The organism is Sphingobium sp. C100 (assembly GCF_000508185.1).
In the GTDB taxonomy this organism is placed as follows: Bacteria; Pseudomonadota; Alphaproteobacteria; order Sphingomonadales; family Sphingomonadaceae; genus Sphingobium.
Window position 1 is genome coordinate 1 of the sequence record NZ_AYOY01000146.1, and the last position, 16,137, is coordinate 16,137.

At 66.2% G+C, this 16,137-nt stretch carries 18 protein-coding genes; 9 read left to right on the plus strand and 9 right to left on the minus strand.

Translation table 11 applies throughout. The features are described from left to right. The 5 genes from C100_RS36480 to C100_RS36500 all read right to left on the minus strand — a co-directional run. A partial coding sequence (locus C100_RS36480) for a cobaltochelatase CobT-related protein (protein WP_024020015.1) occupies positions 1 to 1,406 on the minus strand: 1,406 nt, incomplete at its 3' end. Next, a complete protein-coding gene (locus C100_RS36485; protein WP_024020016.1) occupies positions 1,403 to 1,825 on the minus strand; it encodes an OsmC family protein in 423 nt (140 codons plus the stop codon). The genes C100_RS36485 and C100_RS36480, both read right to left, overlap by 4 nt. Positions 1,826 to 1,859: 34 nt before the next feature. Next, positions 1,860 to 2,867 carry a cobaltochelatase subunit CobS gene (gene cobS, locus C100_RS36490; RefSeq protein WP_024020017.1) on the minus strand — a complete coding sequence of 336 codons (1,008 nt, stop codon included), beginning with the start codon at positions 2,865 to 2,867 and terminating at the stop codon, positions 1,860 to 1,862. 87 nt (positions 2,868 to 2,954) lie between these two features. Next, positions 2,955 to 4,247, minus strand: a complete 1,293-nt coding sequence (locus C100_RS36495) for an Hsp70 family protein (RefSeq protein ID WP_024020018.1) — start codon at positions 4,245 to 4,247, stop codon at positions 2,955 to 2,957. Positions 4,248 to 4,469: 222 nt separating this feature from the next. Further along, the gene (locus C100_RS36500) at positions 4,470 to 5,087 is read right to left on the minus strand and encodes a J domain-containing protein (RefSeq protein WP_024020019.1); all 618 of its coding nucleotides are present in this window, start codon (positions 5,085 to 5,087) and stop codon (positions 4,470 to 4,472) included. A 44-nt stretch (positions 5,088 to 5,131) separates the two neighbouring features. Here C100_RS36500 and C100_RS36505 point away from each other — a divergent pair, with 44 nt between their 5' ends. The 3 genes from C100_RS36505 to C100_RS36515 are packed head-to-tail and all read left to right on the plus strand — an operon-like array spanning position 5,132 to position 7,086. Further along, positions 5,132 to 5,419 carry a BolA family protein gene (locus C100_RS36505; protein ID WP_024020020.1) on the plus strand — a complete coding sequence of 96 codons (288 nt, stop codon included), beginning with the start codon at positions 5,132 to 5,134 and terminating at the stop codon, positions 5,417 to 5,419. Positions 5,420 to 5,476: 57 nt separating this feature from the next. Further along, complete coding sequence (locus C100_RS36510) at positions 5,477 to 6,184, plus strand: glutathione S-transferase (protein ID WP_024020021.1); 708 nt, start codon at positions 5,477 to 5,479, stop codon at positions 6,182 to 6,184. Continuing rightward, positions 6,181 to 7,086: a pirin family protein gene (locus C100_RS36515; protein WP_024020022.1), complete on the plus strand. Its 906-nt coding sequence runs from the start codon at positions 6,181 to 6,183 to the stop codon at positions 7,084 to 7,086. Before C100_RS36510 ends, C100_RS36515 begins: the two co-directional genes overlap by 4 nt. Before the next feature lie 9 nt (positions 7,087 to 7,095). Here C100_RS36515 and C100_RS36520 read toward each other — a convergent pair whose 3' ends face one another. Continuing rightward, positions 7,096 to 7,914 (minus strand): zinc-ribbon domain-containing protein, encoded by an 819-nt coding sequence (locus C100_RS36520; RefSeq protein WP_024020023.1) that lies wholly within the window; start codon positions 7,912 to 7,914, stop codon positions 7,096 to 7,098. Positions 7,915 to 8,083: 169 nt separating this feature from the next. Here C100_RS36520 and ftsE point away from each other — a divergent pair, with 169 nt between their 5' ends. From ftsE to C100_RS36540, 4 genes are read left to right on the plus strand one after another with little or no spacing between them, the layout of a single operon-like run. Beyond that, positions 8,084 to 8,794, plus strand: a complete 711-nt coding sequence (ftsE, locus tag C100_RS36525; RefSeq protein ID WP_024020024.1) for a cell division ATP-binding protein FtsE — start codon at positions 8,084 to 8,086, stop codon at positions 8,792 to 8,794. Further along, positions 8,794 to 9,699 (plus strand): cell division protein FtsX, encoded by a 906-nt coding sequence (locus C100_RS36530; protein WP_024020025.1) that lies wholly within the window; start codon positions 8,794 to 8,796, stop codon positions 9,697 to 9,699. The genes ftsE and C100_RS36530 overlap by 1 nt, the downstream gene beginning before the upstream one ends. Continuing rightward, the gene (locus tag C100_RS36535; RefSeq protein ID WP_024020026.1) at positions 9,696 to 10,226 is read left to right on the plus strand and encodes a YdcF family protein; all 531 of its coding nucleotides are present in this window, start codon (positions 9,696 to 9,698) and stop codon (positions 10,224 to 10,226) included. The genes C100_RS36530 and C100_RS36535 overlap by 4 nt, the downstream gene beginning before the upstream one ends. A gap of 12 nt (positions 10,227 to 10,238) precedes the next feature. Continuing rightward, entirely contained in the window at positions 10,239 to 10,946 is a 708-nt protein-coding gene (locus C100_RS36540) for a lysophospholipid acyltransferase family protein (protein ID WP_031309495.1), read from the plus strand. Here the strand turns inward: C100_RS36540 and C100_RS36545 are convergent. The 3 genes from C100_RS36545 to C100_RS36555 form a co-directional block, all read right to left on the minus strand. Further along, positions 10,940 to 11,845: a prephenate/arogenate dehydrogenase family protein gene (locus tag C100_RS36545; protein ID WP_024020028.1), complete on the minus strand. Its 906-nt coding sequence runs from the start codon at positions 11,843 to 11,845 to the stop codon at positions 10,940 to 10,942. The two genes, C100_RS36540 and C100_RS36545, sit on opposite strands and share 7 nt — an antisense overlap. A gap of 4 nt (positions 11,846 to 11,849) precedes the next feature. Continuing rightward, positions 11,850 to 12,959 carry a histidinol-phosphate transaminase gene (gene hisC, locus C100_RS36550; protein WP_024020029.1) on the minus strand — a complete coding sequence of 370 codons (1,110 nt, stop codon included), beginning with the start codon at positions 12,957 to 12,959 and terminating at the stop codon, positions 11,850 to 11,852. 417 nt (positions 12,960 to 13,376) lie between these two features. Further along, a complete protein-coding gene (locus tag C100_RS36555) occupies positions 13,377 to 14,336 on the minus strand; it encodes a 2-hydroxyacid dehydrogenase (protein ID WP_024020030.1) in 960 nt (319 codons plus the stop codon). A gap of 66 nt (positions 14,337 to 14,402) precedes the next feature. On the opposite strand from C100_RS36555, the gene metX reads away from it, so the two are divergent. Then, a complete protein-coding gene (metX, locus tag C100_RS36560; protein ID WP_024020031.1) occupies positions 14,403 to 15,539 on the plus strand; it encodes a homoserine O-acetyltransferase MetX in 1,137 nt (378 codons plus the stop codon). Next, entirely contained in the window at positions 15,536 to 16,129 is a 594-nt protein-coding gene (gene metW / locus C100_RS36565) for a methionine biosynthesis protein MetW (RefSeq protein ID WP_024020032.1), read from the plus strand. Before metX ends, metW begins: the two co-directional genes overlap by 4 nt. The last annotated feature ends 8 nt before the right edge of the window (positions 16,130 to 16,137 follow it).

Here is a 16,137-nt window from a genome sequence, read left to right on the forward strand (position 1 = left end):
CGCCCCGGCACCGGCGGCCGGCCGGCGGCCAGCCATTCCTCGCGCGCCTGTCCGCCTTTCCACGCCCGTGTCGTAAAGCCCAATATCTCGGTCTTGACCCCGCACCGCTCCAGCGTGCGCGCCATGATGTCGGCGCTGATCGCCGCGATGCTGATCGGCCGCCCGCGCATCGACCCCGAATTGTCGATCAGCAAGGTCACGACGGTATCGCGAAACTCGGTGTCGCGCTCGATCTTGTAGGACAGCGATCGCGTGGGATCGATCACGATCCGCGCCAGCCGCGCCGCGTCCAGCAGCCCTTCCTCCTGGTCGAAGTCCCAGCTGCGCGACTGCTGCGCCATCAGCCGGCGTTGCAATCGATTGGCGAGCTTGGTGACCGCGCCCTGCAAGCTGACGAGCTGCTGGTCCAGGAAGCCGCGCAGCCGCACCAGCTCATCCTCGTCGCACAATTCATCCGGCGCGACGATCTCGTCATATTTGGTCGTATAGGCCTTATAGTCGAAACCGGGCGGCAGGTCGGACATCGGCCGGTTGGGGCGGACCGGCATCATGCCTTCCTCGCCCATATCCTCCGCGCCCGCGTCGCTGTCGGCGTCGAACTCGTCGCTATAGTCGGTTTCACCTTCTTCGGTGTCGCCGCCCTGGTCCTCGGCGCGGGCCTCGGCGTTCATGTCGCTGTCGCCGGCCTCGTCCTGCCCGCTTTCGCCCTCTTCCTGCTGTTCTTCCTGATCTTCGCCTTCGTCCTGCGATTCCGGCTCGTCGGTATCGGGCGGCACGTCGGCGTCGATCAGCTGGAGATGCTCCAGCATGGCGGTGGTCAGCTTCTGGAAGGCGCGCTGGTCGTCGATCGCCAGGCTGAGCGTGTCGAGATCGCCGCCGGCCTTGTCCTCGATCCACTGGTCGACCATGGCGACGCCGGGCGCGGCGTCCTTCGGGATCGCCTGTCCGGTCAGCCGTTCGCGCACCTTGAGCGCCAGCGCGGTCGACAGCGGCACTTCGTCGGCGGATCGCGCCCGGCGGATCGCGTCGGATTTCAGCCGCAGGTCGAGCGCATGGTTGAGGTTGGCGCGCACGCCCTCCATCGCCCGCGATCCGATCGCTTCGACCCGCGCCTGCTCGACCGCGTCGAACACCGCCCGCGCCACCGCTTCCCCCGGCGCAAAGGACGCATGGACCTTGGCATCATGATGGCGCAGCTTCAGGGCCGACGCATCGGCAAAGCCGCGGGCCAGCGCCACCTGGTCGGCGGGCAGGGCGCGGCCGGGGGTCGGCACCTTGATCGCCTTGCCCGCGGCATGGGGCGTATCGGCGGTGAAGCCGACCTCCACTTCCGCGTCGCGAGTGATCGCGCGGGCGGTGCCGGACAATACATCCTTGAAGGCATCAATGGGCGAGCGTTCGGTCACCGGGCCTCCGGGTCGCCGACCCGCGGCACCGCGATCGTCTCGATCTGCGTCTCCACCTCCGCCATCAGCTTGTGGACGGGGCATTTGGCGGCGACGGCGATCAGCTTGTCATGCTGTTCGTCGGTCATCGGCCCGGTCACGGCGATGCGCGTGGTAAGGCGATAGACCCCCTTGCGTTCATCGCTGGCGTCTCGGACCACGCCGACATGGATGTCCTCCACCGGAATGGCGTTGCGCTGCGCATACCAGAGCATGGTGATCGCCTTGCACGCGCCCAGCGCCGCGTCATACAGGTCATGCGGGTCCGGCCCTGCGTCATGGCCATCGGGCGCGGACATGTCCGCGATGATTTCATGGCCCCGGATGCTGATCCGGTGCTCCGTGCCGCCCGTTGGGTCGATCCGTTCGACGACAATCATGTTCGCCTCCTTGGCCAGGACGGCCGCGCGATGCTTAGTTCGCCCGGCTCGCCACGCTCTCCGGCAGATCCTTGCCGAACACGCGCTGATAATATTCGGCGACCAGCGCCCGTTCCGCCTCATCGCATTTGTTGAGGAAGCTCAGGCGGAAGGCGAAGCCGACATTCTTGAAGATCAGCGCATTCTGCGCCCAGCTGATCACGGTGCGGGGCGACATAACGGTCGAAATGTCGCCGTTGATGAAGCCCTGGCGGGTCAGTTCCGCCACCTTGATCATATTCTCGACTTCCTTGCGGCCGCCCTCATGGTCATATTCGCCCGACTTGGCCAGCACCACCTGCGCCTCGGTCGCGGCGGGCAGGTAATTGAGCGCCACCACCAGGTTCCACCGGTCCATCTGGCCCTGGTTGATCTGCTGCGTGCCATGGTACAGGCCGGTCGTGTCGCCCAGACCCACCGTGTTGGCGGTGGCGAACAGGCGGAACCAGGGGTTCGGCCGGATCACCCGATTCTGGTCGAGCAAGGTCATCTTGCCGTCGGTTTCCAGCACGCGCTGGATCACGAACATCACGTCGGGGCGGCCGGCGTCATATTCGTCGAACACCAGCGCCACCGGCCGCTGCAATGCCCATGGCAACAGCCCCTCGCGAAATTCCGTCACCTGCTGCCCGTCCTTAAGGACAATGGCGTCGCGTCCGACCAGGTCGATCCGGCTGATATGCGCGTCCAGGTTGATGCGGATGCACGGCCATTTCAGCCGCGCGGCGACCTGTTCGATATGGCTCGACTTGCCGGTGCCATGATAGCCCTGCACCATGACGCGGCGATTATAGGCAAAGCCCGCCAGGATCGCGAGCGTGGTGTCGGGATCGAACACATAGGCGGGGTCGAGGTCGGGCACGCGCTCGTCCGCCTCGGAAAAGGCCGGCACCTTCATGTCGACATCGATGCCGAAGACGTCGCGCGCATCCACCTCGCCGTCGGGCGCTTCCAGCAGCGTGTCGGCGCGGGTGTCGGGCTGGACGTTGGAAATATCAGTCATCGGGTCGTCATCTTTCTGCGAGTCCTTCCTGCCCCTAACCGATAGTTTCGGGCCATGTCGATAGAGTGGGGTATCGATCCGCGCCGATCAAGCTGCCCATTCCGCCAAATTGGCTTCCTCGCCGATCAGCGCAAGCCCATGGGCGATGGAGGTCAGCTCGCCGCCGGTCGCCAGCCGGTCCGTGCCGAAACGCCGCCGGAAAATATCGCGAATCGCGGGGATCAGCGATGACCCGCCGGTCAGGAACACCCGGTCGATAGTATCAGGCGCAACCCCCGCCTTGACCAGCGCCTGGTCCACCGTCGCCTCGATCCGGGCGATGTCGGGTGCGATCCAGCCTTCGAAATCGGCGCGCGCGACCGCCTGCTCGATCTCGATCCCGCCGCCCGAAAAGCGGAAAATGGCGCTGTCGGCGTCCGACAAGGCGCGCTTGAGCGCGCCCACCGCGTCATAGAGCGGATAGCCCAGTTCCTTCTCGATCACGGTCATCATCCGACCGATCGCGACAGGATCGGTCGCCGCTTTTTTCAGCCGCGCCAGTTCGTCCATCGTCCGCCGGTTGCGCATCAGCGCCAGGCGCGACCAGTCGGCGAAGTCGGCGAAATAGCTGCGCGGTATCTCCAATGCCTTGCCGAAACTCTGATAGCTGCCGCCCTTGCCCAGCATCGGCAGCACCAGATGGTCGAGGATGCGATAGTCGAACCGGTCGCCGGCGATGCCGATGCCGGTGGAACCCAGCGCGACGCAGCGCCGCGCCGCGCCCGGCGCCTCGACCCGGACCAGTGAAAAATCGCTGGTGCCGCCGCCGAAATCCGCCACCAGGATCGTCGCCGCATGATCCAGCCGGCTGGCATAGCTGAACGCGGCGCCCAGCGGCTCATAGACATAATGGATTTCCGCGCCAAAGCCCTGGAACATCGCGTCATAACGCTGGCGCGCCAGCGCCTCGTCGGGCCGGGCGCCGGCATATTGGACCGGGCGGCCGACGACGATCCGCTCGGGTCGCCGGTCCAGCGATCCACCGGCATGGCTGATCATCTTTCCCAGGAACATCTGCCCCAGTTCCTCGAAGCGATAACGTTTCTCGAACACGCTGGCGCTGTCGAAGACCGGGCTGGCGGCCACGGACTTGAAGGATTGGAGGAAACGGCTGTCCTCGGGAAATTCCAGATATTCGGCGATCGCCCATGGGCCCGCCTCATGCGCCATGCCGCCGCGCGGCGCTTCGTCATGCCAGAAGCACAGGGCGGACCGGAACACCGCGCCGGTCGCCTGCGCGCCGGCAAATTCGACCAGTCGCGATTCGCCGTCATGGGCCAGCGCGGCGACGCTGTTGGTCGTGCCGAAATCAAGGCCCAGCGCGCGTGGCGGCTGCTGCATGACGGGTTCTCCGGGGATCGAAAGGGGCGGGCGCTATGACAGTGCGCCAGGCGCGGTGCAAGGGCGCTCTGTCCTACAGGGCGGACGGCTGCTATCCTGTTGTCGGCGCCTTGGCATCGTTGGCTCGTCCTCGGGAGGGAAGGGGGAAAGTTTCGACATGCCATGCACGATATGCGTGACCTTTGCGAAGTTCCGCCATGAAAACCTAATTAAATCAAAGGTTTATGCAAATGCCTCCGCCTTGCGCAGATGGCCATAGGCCGCGATTACGGCCTGCAACGCCCCCTCATGGCTGCGATCGCCGCCATTATGGTCGGGATGATAGCGCCGCAGCAAAGCGGTATAGCGCGTGCGCAGCGCTTTGCGGTCGGCGTCGATCGGCAAGTCCATGATCGCCATCTGCCGGCGATCCTCGTGGGACAGATATTTGCCGTCCTGTCGCATCTGGTTGTCGGCGCGGGCCTTGGCGACCCGTTCCTTGAACCTGGCGCCGATCGCGTCGAGCGGATCGGCGAAATCGGCCCAGCGTGGCGGCGGGCTGGCGGCGTTGGAGGAAAAGGCGCGCGTCTCCCGTTCCCAGCCGGCATAGGGGCGCTGGGCGTTGGCGATCTCCTCCGCGCTCATGCCGGTGAAGAAATTATAGCCCTGGTTGAACGCCCGCACATGGTCCAGGCACAGCCAGCGCCAGCGCGGTCCTTCCTGGCTGGGCCGGGCGCTTTCCGACGGCGGCGCGCGAAATTCCCCCGGCTCGCCGCAGCCTTCGACGGCGCAGGGGCGGTCGCTTTCCACGCGGCCATGGAAACGGTTGAAACGGCGGGTCGAAAAGGGGTCGCTGCTCAAGATTGTCCTGATGAAATGATGGGCAAAGCGACTATATAGGCGCCATGACCACTGACCTCAAAGGCCCCATCGCCACCGAAATCGAGTCGCGGCTGCGCGCCGCCCTGTCTCCGGCGCACCTCGCCGTCATCGACGACAGTGAAAAGCATCGCGGCCATGCCGGCCATGATGGATCGGGCGAGAGCCATTTCACGGTGGACGTGGTGTCGGACCGCTTCACCGGCGAAAGCCGCGTCGCCCGCCAGCGGCTGGTCAACGCCGCCCTCGCCGACCTGCTGCGCGACAAGGTCCACGCGCTCGCGATCAAGGCCCGGGCGCCGGGCGAGGGGTGAGACTTTAGGCCGCCCCGGCGCGTTGGTCAGGCTTCATCTTGTCATGAGGGAGCGTCCATGGCCTATGAATTCTGGTATTGGCCCACCATCGCGGGACGAGGCGAGTTTGTCCGGCTGACGCTCGAAGCCTGCGGCATTGCCTATCGCGACTGCGCGCGAGAGGATGGGACGAAGGCCCTTATGGCCGACATGGCTCGCCACGATGCCGGCCCTGCCTTTGCGCCGCCCTATCTGTCAGTCGACGGCTCGACCATCGCGCAGACCGGCAATATCCTTCTCTATCTGTCGGAACGGCACGAATGCGGCCCGTCCGGCATGAAGATGCGGTACTGGATGGTGCAGGTCCAGCTGACCATCATGGATCTGGTGGCCGAAGCGCATGACGTCCATCATCCGATCGGCGGCGACCTCTATTATGAGGACCAGCAGGCGGAGGCGTTGCGCCGGGCGGGCAACTTCCGGCAACAGCGCATCCCCAAATATCTCGGCTGGTTCGAACGGGCGGCGGCATCGAAACCGGGCGACTGGCTGGCCGGCTCGCGCTGGAGCTATGCCGACCTGTCGCTGTTCCAGCTGGTGGCTGGGCTGCACTATGCCTTCCCGTTGCGCATGGCGACGCTGGCGGCCGATGCGCCAACGGTCATGGCCCTGCACGACAGGGTTGCGGCCCTGCCCGAATTACGGGATTATCTGTCCAGCAACCGGCGGTTGCCCTTCAGCCAGGAGGGTATTTTTCGCCACTATCCTGAACTGGACGCCCCGTGACCCCCGACGATCTCATACTTCAGACGATCACGCCCAGCACCCATGATCTGGGCGACTTCAAGGTGCATCGCTCGCTCCCGGTGAAGGGGCGCACGATGGTCGGTCCGTTCATCTTCTTCGACCAGGCGGGGCCGGCGCGCATTGCGCCGGGTCAGGGCATCGACGTGCGGCCGCATCCCCACATCAACCTCGCCACCGTCACCTATATGTATGAGGGTGCGTTTCTCCACCGCGATTCGCTCGGCACCGAGCAGCTCATCGAACCGGGGGCGGTCAACCTCATGACGGCGGGCAAGGGCATCGTTCATTCGGAACGCTCGCCGCAGGAGGACCGGGCCAAGGCGTCCAAGCTCTCGGCCATCCAGACCTGGCTGGCGCTGCCCGACGCGCAGGAGGAAATGGACCCGGCCTTCGAACATGTCAGCGAAGGCGGTCTGCCGGTGATCGACGACGGGCTGGTGCGCGCGCGCGTGATCATGGGATCGCTCTGGGGCGAAACCTCGCCGGTCACCACCTACGCCCAAACTATCTATGCCGACATCCAGCTCGCGCCGGGCGGCCGCATCGCCATCGATCCCGCGGCGGAGGAGCGTGCGCTCTACCTGTCCGGGGGCGATGCCGCGCTAGACGGGGTGCTGCTGGCGCCGCAGACGCTCTACGTGTTGCGGCCCGGCACCCGTGCGACATTGATGAGCGTGGATGGCGGGCGCGTCGTGCTCTGCGGTGGCGAAGCCTTCACCTCGCCGCGCCATGTCTGGTGGAACTTCGTATCCTCGACCACCGACCGGCTGATGCAGGCGCGCGAGGATTGGGAAGCGATGCGTTTCCCTCTGATCCCCGGCGACGACCAGGAATTCATCCCGATCCCGCAAGGCCGCCCCAAAACCGTGAGCTACCCCTGACAGGGCGTCTTATTGAACGAAGGTCAGCGACAGATTTTCGGCATTTTTGGGAATGTCGATCCGGCTTTCGTTGATCGACGCTTCCTCGCCCGGCTTCAGTCGCGCCTTGTCGGCCTTGGTGGTCCAACTGAACACCAGTCGGTTCTGCCGATCGCGCAATTGCACCAGCACCGGTGGCACCGGCAGAGCCTGGCTGCCGCTGTTCACGATCCGCGCACCAAAGGCGAAATATTCCTCGCCCGTCGGCAGCTTGCGCCGCTCTGCCGGCTTGGACAGGTAAAAGAGCAGGTCGGGGTCGCCTTCATCGGGAATCATCCCCATGGCGACCATCCAGGACGGCGGCCCGAAATAATAAAGCGCGCCGCCGGCCGCGGCCACCGCCAGGAAGAAGCCGGCGGCGGCATAAGTCCATAGCTTGAGCGGATTGCGGCGCGGTCTGGTGGTCGGGGCTGGAGCAAGCGTGGGCGCATCGACCGCATCGACCGGCGCACCGGCGTAAATGTCATCGAAGCGATGACCGGTCGGCGCGGCCCGCTCCTGCGGCTCGGCGGCAACCGCGTCGGGTGCTACCGCTGCCGGCTGCGCTGTCGTTCCAACCGCCTCGGGTTCGTTCAGCGGTGGCGGCGGCGTGGAAGTGCGTGGTGCCGGTGCCGCGGGTTCCGCCAGAGCTTCTGGGGCTACAGGGGCCATTTCGCGCGTCGGCATCGGCGTGGCGTCCTGAAACCAGCTATGTTTGCACGCGGCGCAGCGGACCTGGCGCCCGTTGGGACCTACGGCGCTGTCGGGCACGACATAACGGGTCGCGCAATTGGGGCACACCAGGATCATTTCGCTTCATAGGCATGGCAGGGACTCGCGCGCAAGCGGCAACAACAGCGACATGATCGACCCTGCGACTCGCGCCGTCGAGCGGGGCGGGCTTTACGACGGCACGCTGGCTGTGCCATGGCTGCGCCTTCGGAAAAGCAGGGAGCGCGACGGCGCCGCAATCTCACCCATGTCGGCTATCGTCCAGTTCGAAAATGTCGGCCTGCGTTATGGTCTGGACAGCGAGACGCTCTCGGACGTCAGCTTTTCGCTCGCGGGCGGCGGTTTCTATTTCCTGACCGGGGCGTCGGGCGCGGGCAAGACGTCGCTGCTCAAGCTCCTCTATCTGGCCCAGCGTCCCAGCCGCGGCGTCATCCGCCTGTTCGGAGAGGATGTGGTTACGCTCCCCCGGAAGAGATTGCCCGGTTTCCGCCGCCGCATCGGCGTCGTATTCCAGGATTTTCGCCTGGTCCCTCATCTTTCGGCTTATGACAATATCGCCCTGCCATTGCGGGTCGCCGGCATGGAGGAAGACGAAGTCGACGCGCCGGTCGCGGAGATGTTGAACTGGGTGGGGTTGGGCGACCGGGGCGATGCGCGGCCGGCGACCTTGTCGGGCGGAGAGCAGCAGCGTGTCGCCATCGCCCGCGCGGTGATCGGCCGTCCCGAAATATTGGTGGCCGACGAACCCACCGGCAACGTCGATATCGACATGGCTCGGCGCCTGATGACGTTGTTCGAGGCGCTCAACCGGTTGGGAACCACCATTGTCGTCGCCACCCACGACCTGCCGCTGATGGCGCAGGTGTCGGGCGCGCAGATGATGAAGCTCGACAAGGGGCGACTTGCCGATCCGACCGGGGCGCTGCGCTATCCGCCACGCCCGCCGGAACAGAGTTGATGGCCAGCCGCGCCGATCGCAAAGCAGCCGCAGCGGCGCGCCATCGTCTGCTGCCGGGGGGAAGGCTGGCCGGGCCAATGCCGTGGATCATCGCGATCATGATGTTCCTGACGGTCCTGGCCGCAGCCGCAGGTCTGGGTCTTGGCGCGGCGGTCCAGTCGATGAGCGCCGACCTGGCCGGTCGCGCCAGCGTGCAGGTGGTGGAGGCCGATGCGCGGGTGCGCGAACAATTGGCCGGGCGCGCGCTCCAGGCGCTCCGCACCGCGCCGGGGGTGCGCGCTGCTGACCCGGTCGATCCGGCCATTCTCGCCGAACAGCTCCGCCCGTGGCTGGGCGAGGAGGCGATGAGTGGCGATCTGCCGGTGCCTGCGCTCATCGACGTCATGCTGACGCCCGGCGACGCCGCGGCCAAGGTTGAAAATCTGCGCCGCCTGCTTGCCGGCCTGTCGTCCAAATTACGGATCGAACCCCATGCGGCTTTTCTGATGCCGCTGGCCGGGCTGCTCTCGGCGCTCGGCTGGTTGGCGGCGGGCGCGGTGCTGTTGATGACGCTGGCGACGGCGGCGGTGGTGGTGCTCGCGGCCCGCGGCGCCCATGACAGTCATCGTGGCACGATCGAGGTGCTGCACCTGATGGGATCGACCGATGTGCAGATCGCCCGGCTCTTCCAGCGACGTATCGGCCTTGACGTTCTGCTGGGCGGCGCGCTGGGCTTTGCTTTCGCGATTTTCGTGATCCTGTTGATCGGCGTCCGGCTGAGCGCCACGGGATCGGAGTTGCTGGCGGCGATCAGCTTGCCCTGGGTGGACTGGTTGATCCTGGCGGCGTTGCCGATCACGGGTGTGCTGCTGGCCACGGTGACCGCGCGCTGGACAGTGCTGCGCGCGCTGGGGCGATCGCTGTGATCGTCCGTCTCTTTGCGCTTGGCTTGCTGGCCTGGATGCTGGGTTTCGTCTGGTTTGCCATATTCCTGCCCGAACCGCTCGATGCCCGGCCGACCGACGCGATCGTCGTCCTGACCGGCGGGCCGGGGCGGATCGACCGGGGCATCGCGCTGTTGCAGGATGGCGCGGCGAAAAGGATGTTGATCTCGGGCGTCGACCGCGCCGTTCGTCCGGTGGAGCTGGCGGCGCAATATAAGACGCCGGAGGAATTGTTCACCTGCTGCATCACCCTGGGACGGGAGGCGATTGACACGCGGTCGAATGCGATCGAGACGGCGCGCTGGCTGGAGCGCCGGGATTATCAGACGGTCCGTTTGATCACCACGGACTGGCATATGCGCCGCTCCGCGCTGGAGTTGCGGCAGGCGCTGCCAGCGCGGATTAAGCTGGTTTATGACGCTGTGCCTAGCCACCCCAGCCTGACCGTATTGATGCGCGAATATAATAAATATCTGCTGCGGCGCCTTGCGGCGTTGATCGGCATCTGATCGATGGCGACGATGATCACCGCATTGCGTTCTCTCGCCTTCCTGCTCATTTTTTACGGGTTCAGCCCGTTATTCGTTCTCGCGGCCATATTGGTCGGCAGCGTTGCACCCGGTGCCGTGCAGCGCATCGCCACGGCGTGGAGCCGGTTCCACCGCGCCTGCGCACGCTGGCTGCTGGGGCAGAGGGTGGTGGTGGAGGGCGAACTGCCCCATGGCCCCTATCTCTACATCGTGAAGCACGAATCCATGTTCGAGACGATCGACATGCTCTGCCTGTTCGACCGGCCCGCCATCGGGGCGAAGCGCGAATTGCTCGATATTCCGCTATGGGGCTTTATCGCCAAGCGATACGGCCTGATCCCCATCGAGCGTAGCGCGGGGGCGAGCGCCATGCGGGTGCTGCGCGCCGCGGCGAGGGCCGCGACGGCTGAAGGGCGGGCCGTCTGCCTGTTCCCCGAGGGGACGCGCGTGCCCCATGGCGAAGCGCCGCCGCTCCGGGCCGGCTTTGCCGGGCTGTACAGCCTGCTTGGCCTGCCGGTCGTGCCGATCGCGGTGGACAGTGGCCGGGTTTCGCCGCGTGGCAAGTTCATGAAGCGGGCCGGCGTCATCACCTACAAGGTCGGGGACATCGTACCGCCGGGGCTGGACCGCAGGGAGGCGGAGGTGATCGTCCATGCCGCCATCAACAGGCTGAACGGACCGGTCGCGCCCCTTCAGTGAGAGCGACCGAAGTCCGGTTTCGCGTCGTCCTGCCCCTGTTCGATGATCGACCGGCGGATCGCACGGGTGCGGGTGAACAGGTTGAACAGCGCGTCGCCGTCATTCCAGCGGATCGCCCGCTGCAATGCCGACAGATCCTCTGAGAATCGTTGCAGCATTTCCAGCACCCCGTCCTTGTTCGCCAGGAACACGTCGCGCCACATGGTCGGGTCCGACGCGGCGATGCGGGTGAAATCGCGAAAGCCGCCCGCCGAATATTTGATGACTTCGGACTGGGTGACATTTTCCAGATCGCTCGCCGTGCCGACGATCGTGTAGGCGATGAGGTGCGGTAAATGGCTCGTCACCGCCAGCACCAGGTCATGATGCGCCGGGTCCATCGTCTCAACCTCGGCGCCCACCCGCCGCCACAGTTCGGCGACCCGCTCGACCGCGGCGGGATCGGCGTCGGCCGGCGGCGTGACGATCGACCAGCGGCCCTTGAACAGGGTGGCGAAGCCGGCTTCCGGCCCGCTATTTTCGGTGCCCGCGACCGGATGGGCGGGGATGACCATCCGCCCCGGCAGCGCGGCGTTGAGCTGCGCCAGCACGTCCGCCTTGCAGGAACCGACGTCGCTGATGATCGCGTCGGCCGGCAGGTCGTCGGCGATCTCGGCCGCCGCAGCGCCCATCGCCCGGACAGGGACGCACAGAATCACCAGATCGGCGTCGGTCACCGACGCGCCTGCCGTGTCGGTGACATCGTCGGCCAGGTCGATGCGCCGGGCAATGTCGCGCACCGCCGGATCGGCGTCATAGCCCGTAACCCGCACGGTCGGCATTTCCGCGCGGATCGCGCGGGCCAGCGAGGAGCCGATCAGCCCCAGGCCGATGATGGTGACGCGGGCGAAGGGCAGCATCGCGTCAGGCCGCTTCCGCCAAGGCGCGCAGCCAGGCCGCCACGGCACGGGTCTGCTCCTGCGTGCCGATGGTGATGCGCAGGCCGTTGGGCAGCCCCTGGCCCGGCAGCCAGCGGGTGGCATAGCCTGCGTCCCATAGCCCCTTCATCGCTGCTTCGGCGGTCAGCTTGCCTTCGAAAATGATCAAAAGGAAGTTGGTCTTGCTCGGCACTGCGCGCAGTCCATGGTTGGACAGGGCGGCAACCTCGCCCGCCAGCCATTCGCGCCACTGATTATTGTGCGCGCGGCTGCGCGCGACCCAAGCATCGTCGCTGATCGCCGCAACCGCCGCCGCCTGACCAGCGGTGGTCACGTTGAAGGGCGCGCGGATGCGATGGAGGATGTCGATCACTTCGGCGCTGGCATAGCCCCAGCCGATGCGTTCGGCCGCAAGGCCATAGATTTTCGAGAAAGTGCGGGTGACGAGGATGTTGGTCGCGCCCTTCGCCAGGTCGAGGCCACCATCATCCTCGTCCGCTTCCAGATATTCGGCATAGGCCTGGTCAAGGACGAACAGGATGTCGGGGCGCAGCCCGGCGTGCAGGCGGGCGATCTCGTCCCGGCTGGTCAGGGTGCCGGTCGGGTTGTTGGGATTGGCGAGGAAAACGACCTTCGTCCGTTCCGTCACGGCGGCCAACAAGGCATCGACATCCGTCGCATAGTCCTTGTCCGGCGCGATCACCGGGGTCGCGCCGACGCGGCGAGCGGCGATGTCGTAGACGGCAAAGCCATAGCGGACATAGAGAATCTCGTCGCCCGGCCCGGCATAGGCGCTGGCGGCGAGGTGCAGCAGTTCGTCCGACCCCGTGCCATAGATGATCCGCGCAGGATCAAGGCCATGATGCGCGCCGATCGCTTCGCGCAGCGCCGTGGCCGAAGGATCGGGATAGGTCGCCATGTCGGCCGTGGCCGCCAGAAAAGCGTCGCGCGCGGCCTGTCCGGTGCCCAGCGGGTTTTCGTTGGCGGACAGTTTGACGAGGGGGCGGCCGTCGTCGGCCGCCGACTTGCCCGGCACATAGGCGGAAATGCCCAGGATCCAGTCCTTGGGCGCAGGTTTTGCAGCAATATCGTTCATGGAGCGCGGCTTTAGCCGCTTCCGCGCCAAAGGCAAAGCGCCTGACCGGGCGGCCGCATACGCGCCACCCCCGAAGTATACAGTGTCGTGGGGTGTTTTTGGCCGGATTGGCTCCAATAGTGCCCGCGAAGCCACGCCGGCGCGCCGGTGACGCGCCACCAAGGTCACACTGACGCGCCGGTCACGCGCCACCGACGCCGCAGGGACGCGCCGGTGACGCGCCACGGCTGGATCGGCGAAGGGGGTGGAAGCAAGCGGTGCCATCAGCGAGGATAGACCAGAGGAAATCCTACATTGGAAGGCCATTGTCCGTCGCGTCAGGCGCTCGTGAGGGTCGGACGATCGGTTATGCGCCGGGTGGAGGGGATGTGCGGACGGGATTGCGGTGGGCAGTGCCGCCCCTGTCGCCGCGCTGCCCTACACGACCGGCGTCACCAGCGGATCGCCGGCGAAATGGGCGTCGAGATTGGCCAGCACGAGGTCCGCCATCGCCTTGCGGGTATGGCGGGTCGCGCTGCCCTGATGCGGTTGCAGCACGACATGGTCCATCGTCAGCAAGGCGGACGGCACATCGGGTTCGTTCGCGAAGACGTCCAGCCCGGCGCCGGCGATGCGCCGGTCGGCCAGCGCGGCGACCAGCGCATCCTCGTCGATCACGCTGCCGCGGCTGATGTTGACGATCGCCCCGTCCTGTCCCAGCGCATCGAGCATCGCCGCATCGACAAGCTTCGCCGCTTCCGGTCCGCCCGACGTGGCCACCATGATGACGTCGCTCTGCCGCGCGAAGTCGATCGGGTCGGCGACATAGCGGTAAGGCGCATCGGCCGCTTCCCGACGGTTGTGATACAGGATTTCGCCCGCTTGCCACTCCAGCCGTTTGGCGATGGCCCGGCCGATGCGGCCAAGGCCCAATATGCCGATCCGCGATCCGGTCACCCGGCCGGACAAGGCCGGCCTTTCGCCCCGCGCCCAGGCGCCCGACCGCACCAACCGGTCATTGGCGGCGATGTTGCGCACCGTGGCGTAGAGCAGGCCGACGGCGAGGTCGGCGACATCGTCGGTCAGCACGTCGGGCGTATTGGTCACGCGGATGCCGTTGGTGCGGGCGTGATCGACATCGACCTTGTCATAGCCGACCGAGAACAGCCCGATAATCTCCAGTTGCGGCAAGGCGTCCATGATGCCGGCGGACGCGCCGACCGACCCGAAGCTGACCAGCGCGCGCGCCTGCCGTACATCGAATGGCAGGGCGGACAAATCGGCGTCGGCGGCCACCGCATGAACGGTGAAACGGCGCTCCAGTTCTTCGATCAGATAGGGATAGAGCGGGCCATATGCGACGACGGGCGGGCGGTTCTGCTGGGTCATACCCTTCATCTAGGGCTTTGGCGGCCGCCATGCCAGATTGACAGGCATCGGCGCCGGTCCTAGCGCGGCTCGACCATGGCCAGCGTCCCGATATCCGAAGACAGCCGTTTTGGCCTGCGCCGGCAAGTGCGACTTGCCGGCCCGCTGCATTTGTCCAGCGGCGCGCGGCTGGGGCCGATCGACATCGCCTATGAAACCTATGGCGCGATGAATGCGGACAAATCCAACGTCATCCTGATCTGCCATGCACTGACCGGCGACCAATATGTCGCGTCCGATCATCCAGTCACCGGCAAGCCGGGCTGGTGGTGGCGGATGGTGGGGCCGGGCAAGCCGGTCGATGCGGCGCGCCATTTCATCATCTGTTCCAATGTGATCGGCAGCTGCATGGGGTCTTCCGGGCCGGCGAGCGTCGATCCCGGCACAGGCGAGCCCTATGCGATGCGCTTTCCGGTGCTGACCATCGCCGACATGGTGCGGGCGCAGGCGGCATTGCTCGATCATCTGGGCGTCGATCGGCTGACCGCCGTCATCGGCGGGTCGATGGGGGGGATGCAGGCGCTCACCTGGCCCACGCTCTTTCCCGACCGGGTCGAAAGCTGCGTCGTCATCGCCTCCACCGCGCGGCACAGCGCCCAGAATATCGCCTTTCACGAAGTCGGGCGGCAGGCGATCATGGCCGATCCCCATTGGCGCGGCGGGGACTATTATGCCGATGGGCAGATCCCCAGCGCCGGGCTGGCGGTCGCGCGCATGGCGGCGCACATCACTTATCTGTCCGAAGCCGGGCTGACCGAGAAATTCGGGCGCCGATTGCAGGGGCGGGACGCCAAGACCTTTGGCTTCGACGCCGATTTCCAGGTCGAATCCTATCTGCGCCATCAGGGGTTGAGCTTCGTCGATCGGTTCGACGCCAATTCCTATCTCTACATCACCCGCGCCATGGATTATTACGACATCGCCGAAGATCATGGCGGCAGCCTGGCCCGCGCCTTCGCGGCGACCGGCGCGCGCTTCTGCCTGGTCAGTTTCGACACCGACTGGCTTTATCCCACCGCCGAATCGCGCGTGATCGTCCATGCCCTCAATGCCGGGGGCGCGCAGGCGAGCTTCGTCGAATTGTCGAGCCCGTTCGGTCATGACGCTTTCCTGCTCGAATGTCCCGAACTCAACCGGGTGGTGGACGGCTTCCTGCGCGGCGGCCGGGCATGAGCGCAGCGTTGCGGCCCGACCTGGCCCTGATCGCACGCACGGTGCGGCAGAGCGCGCGCGTACTCGACGTGGGGTGCGGCGACGGAGCGCTGATGGCGGCGCTGCGCGACAATGCGGGAGCCGATGCGCGCGGGCTGGAGCTGGACGGTTCCAATGTCGCCGCCGCCGTGGGGCGCGGCCTGTCGGTGGTGCAGGGCGACGCGGACACCGACCTGCGCTATTATCCCGACGCCAGTTTCGATTATGCCATCCTGAGCCAGACGTTGCAGACCACGCGGCGGCCGGACCTGGTGGTGGAGGAATTGCTGCGCATCGCCGCCCAGGCGTTTGTGTCCTTCCCCAATTTCGCCCATTGGCGCGGGCGCATCTCGCTATTGTGGGGCGGGCGGATGCCGGTGACGCGGCTGTTGCCCGACACCTGGTACGATACGCTCAACATCCATCATGTGACGGTCGATGATTTCCGCGCGCTGGTGAAGGAACGCGGCTGGCATATTGACGGTCAATGGTTCCTGAAGGGCGACAAGGAAACCACGCACGCGAACGCCAACCTGTTCGCCGAACATGCGGTGTTCCTGCTGCGCAAATAGCGGCGGCA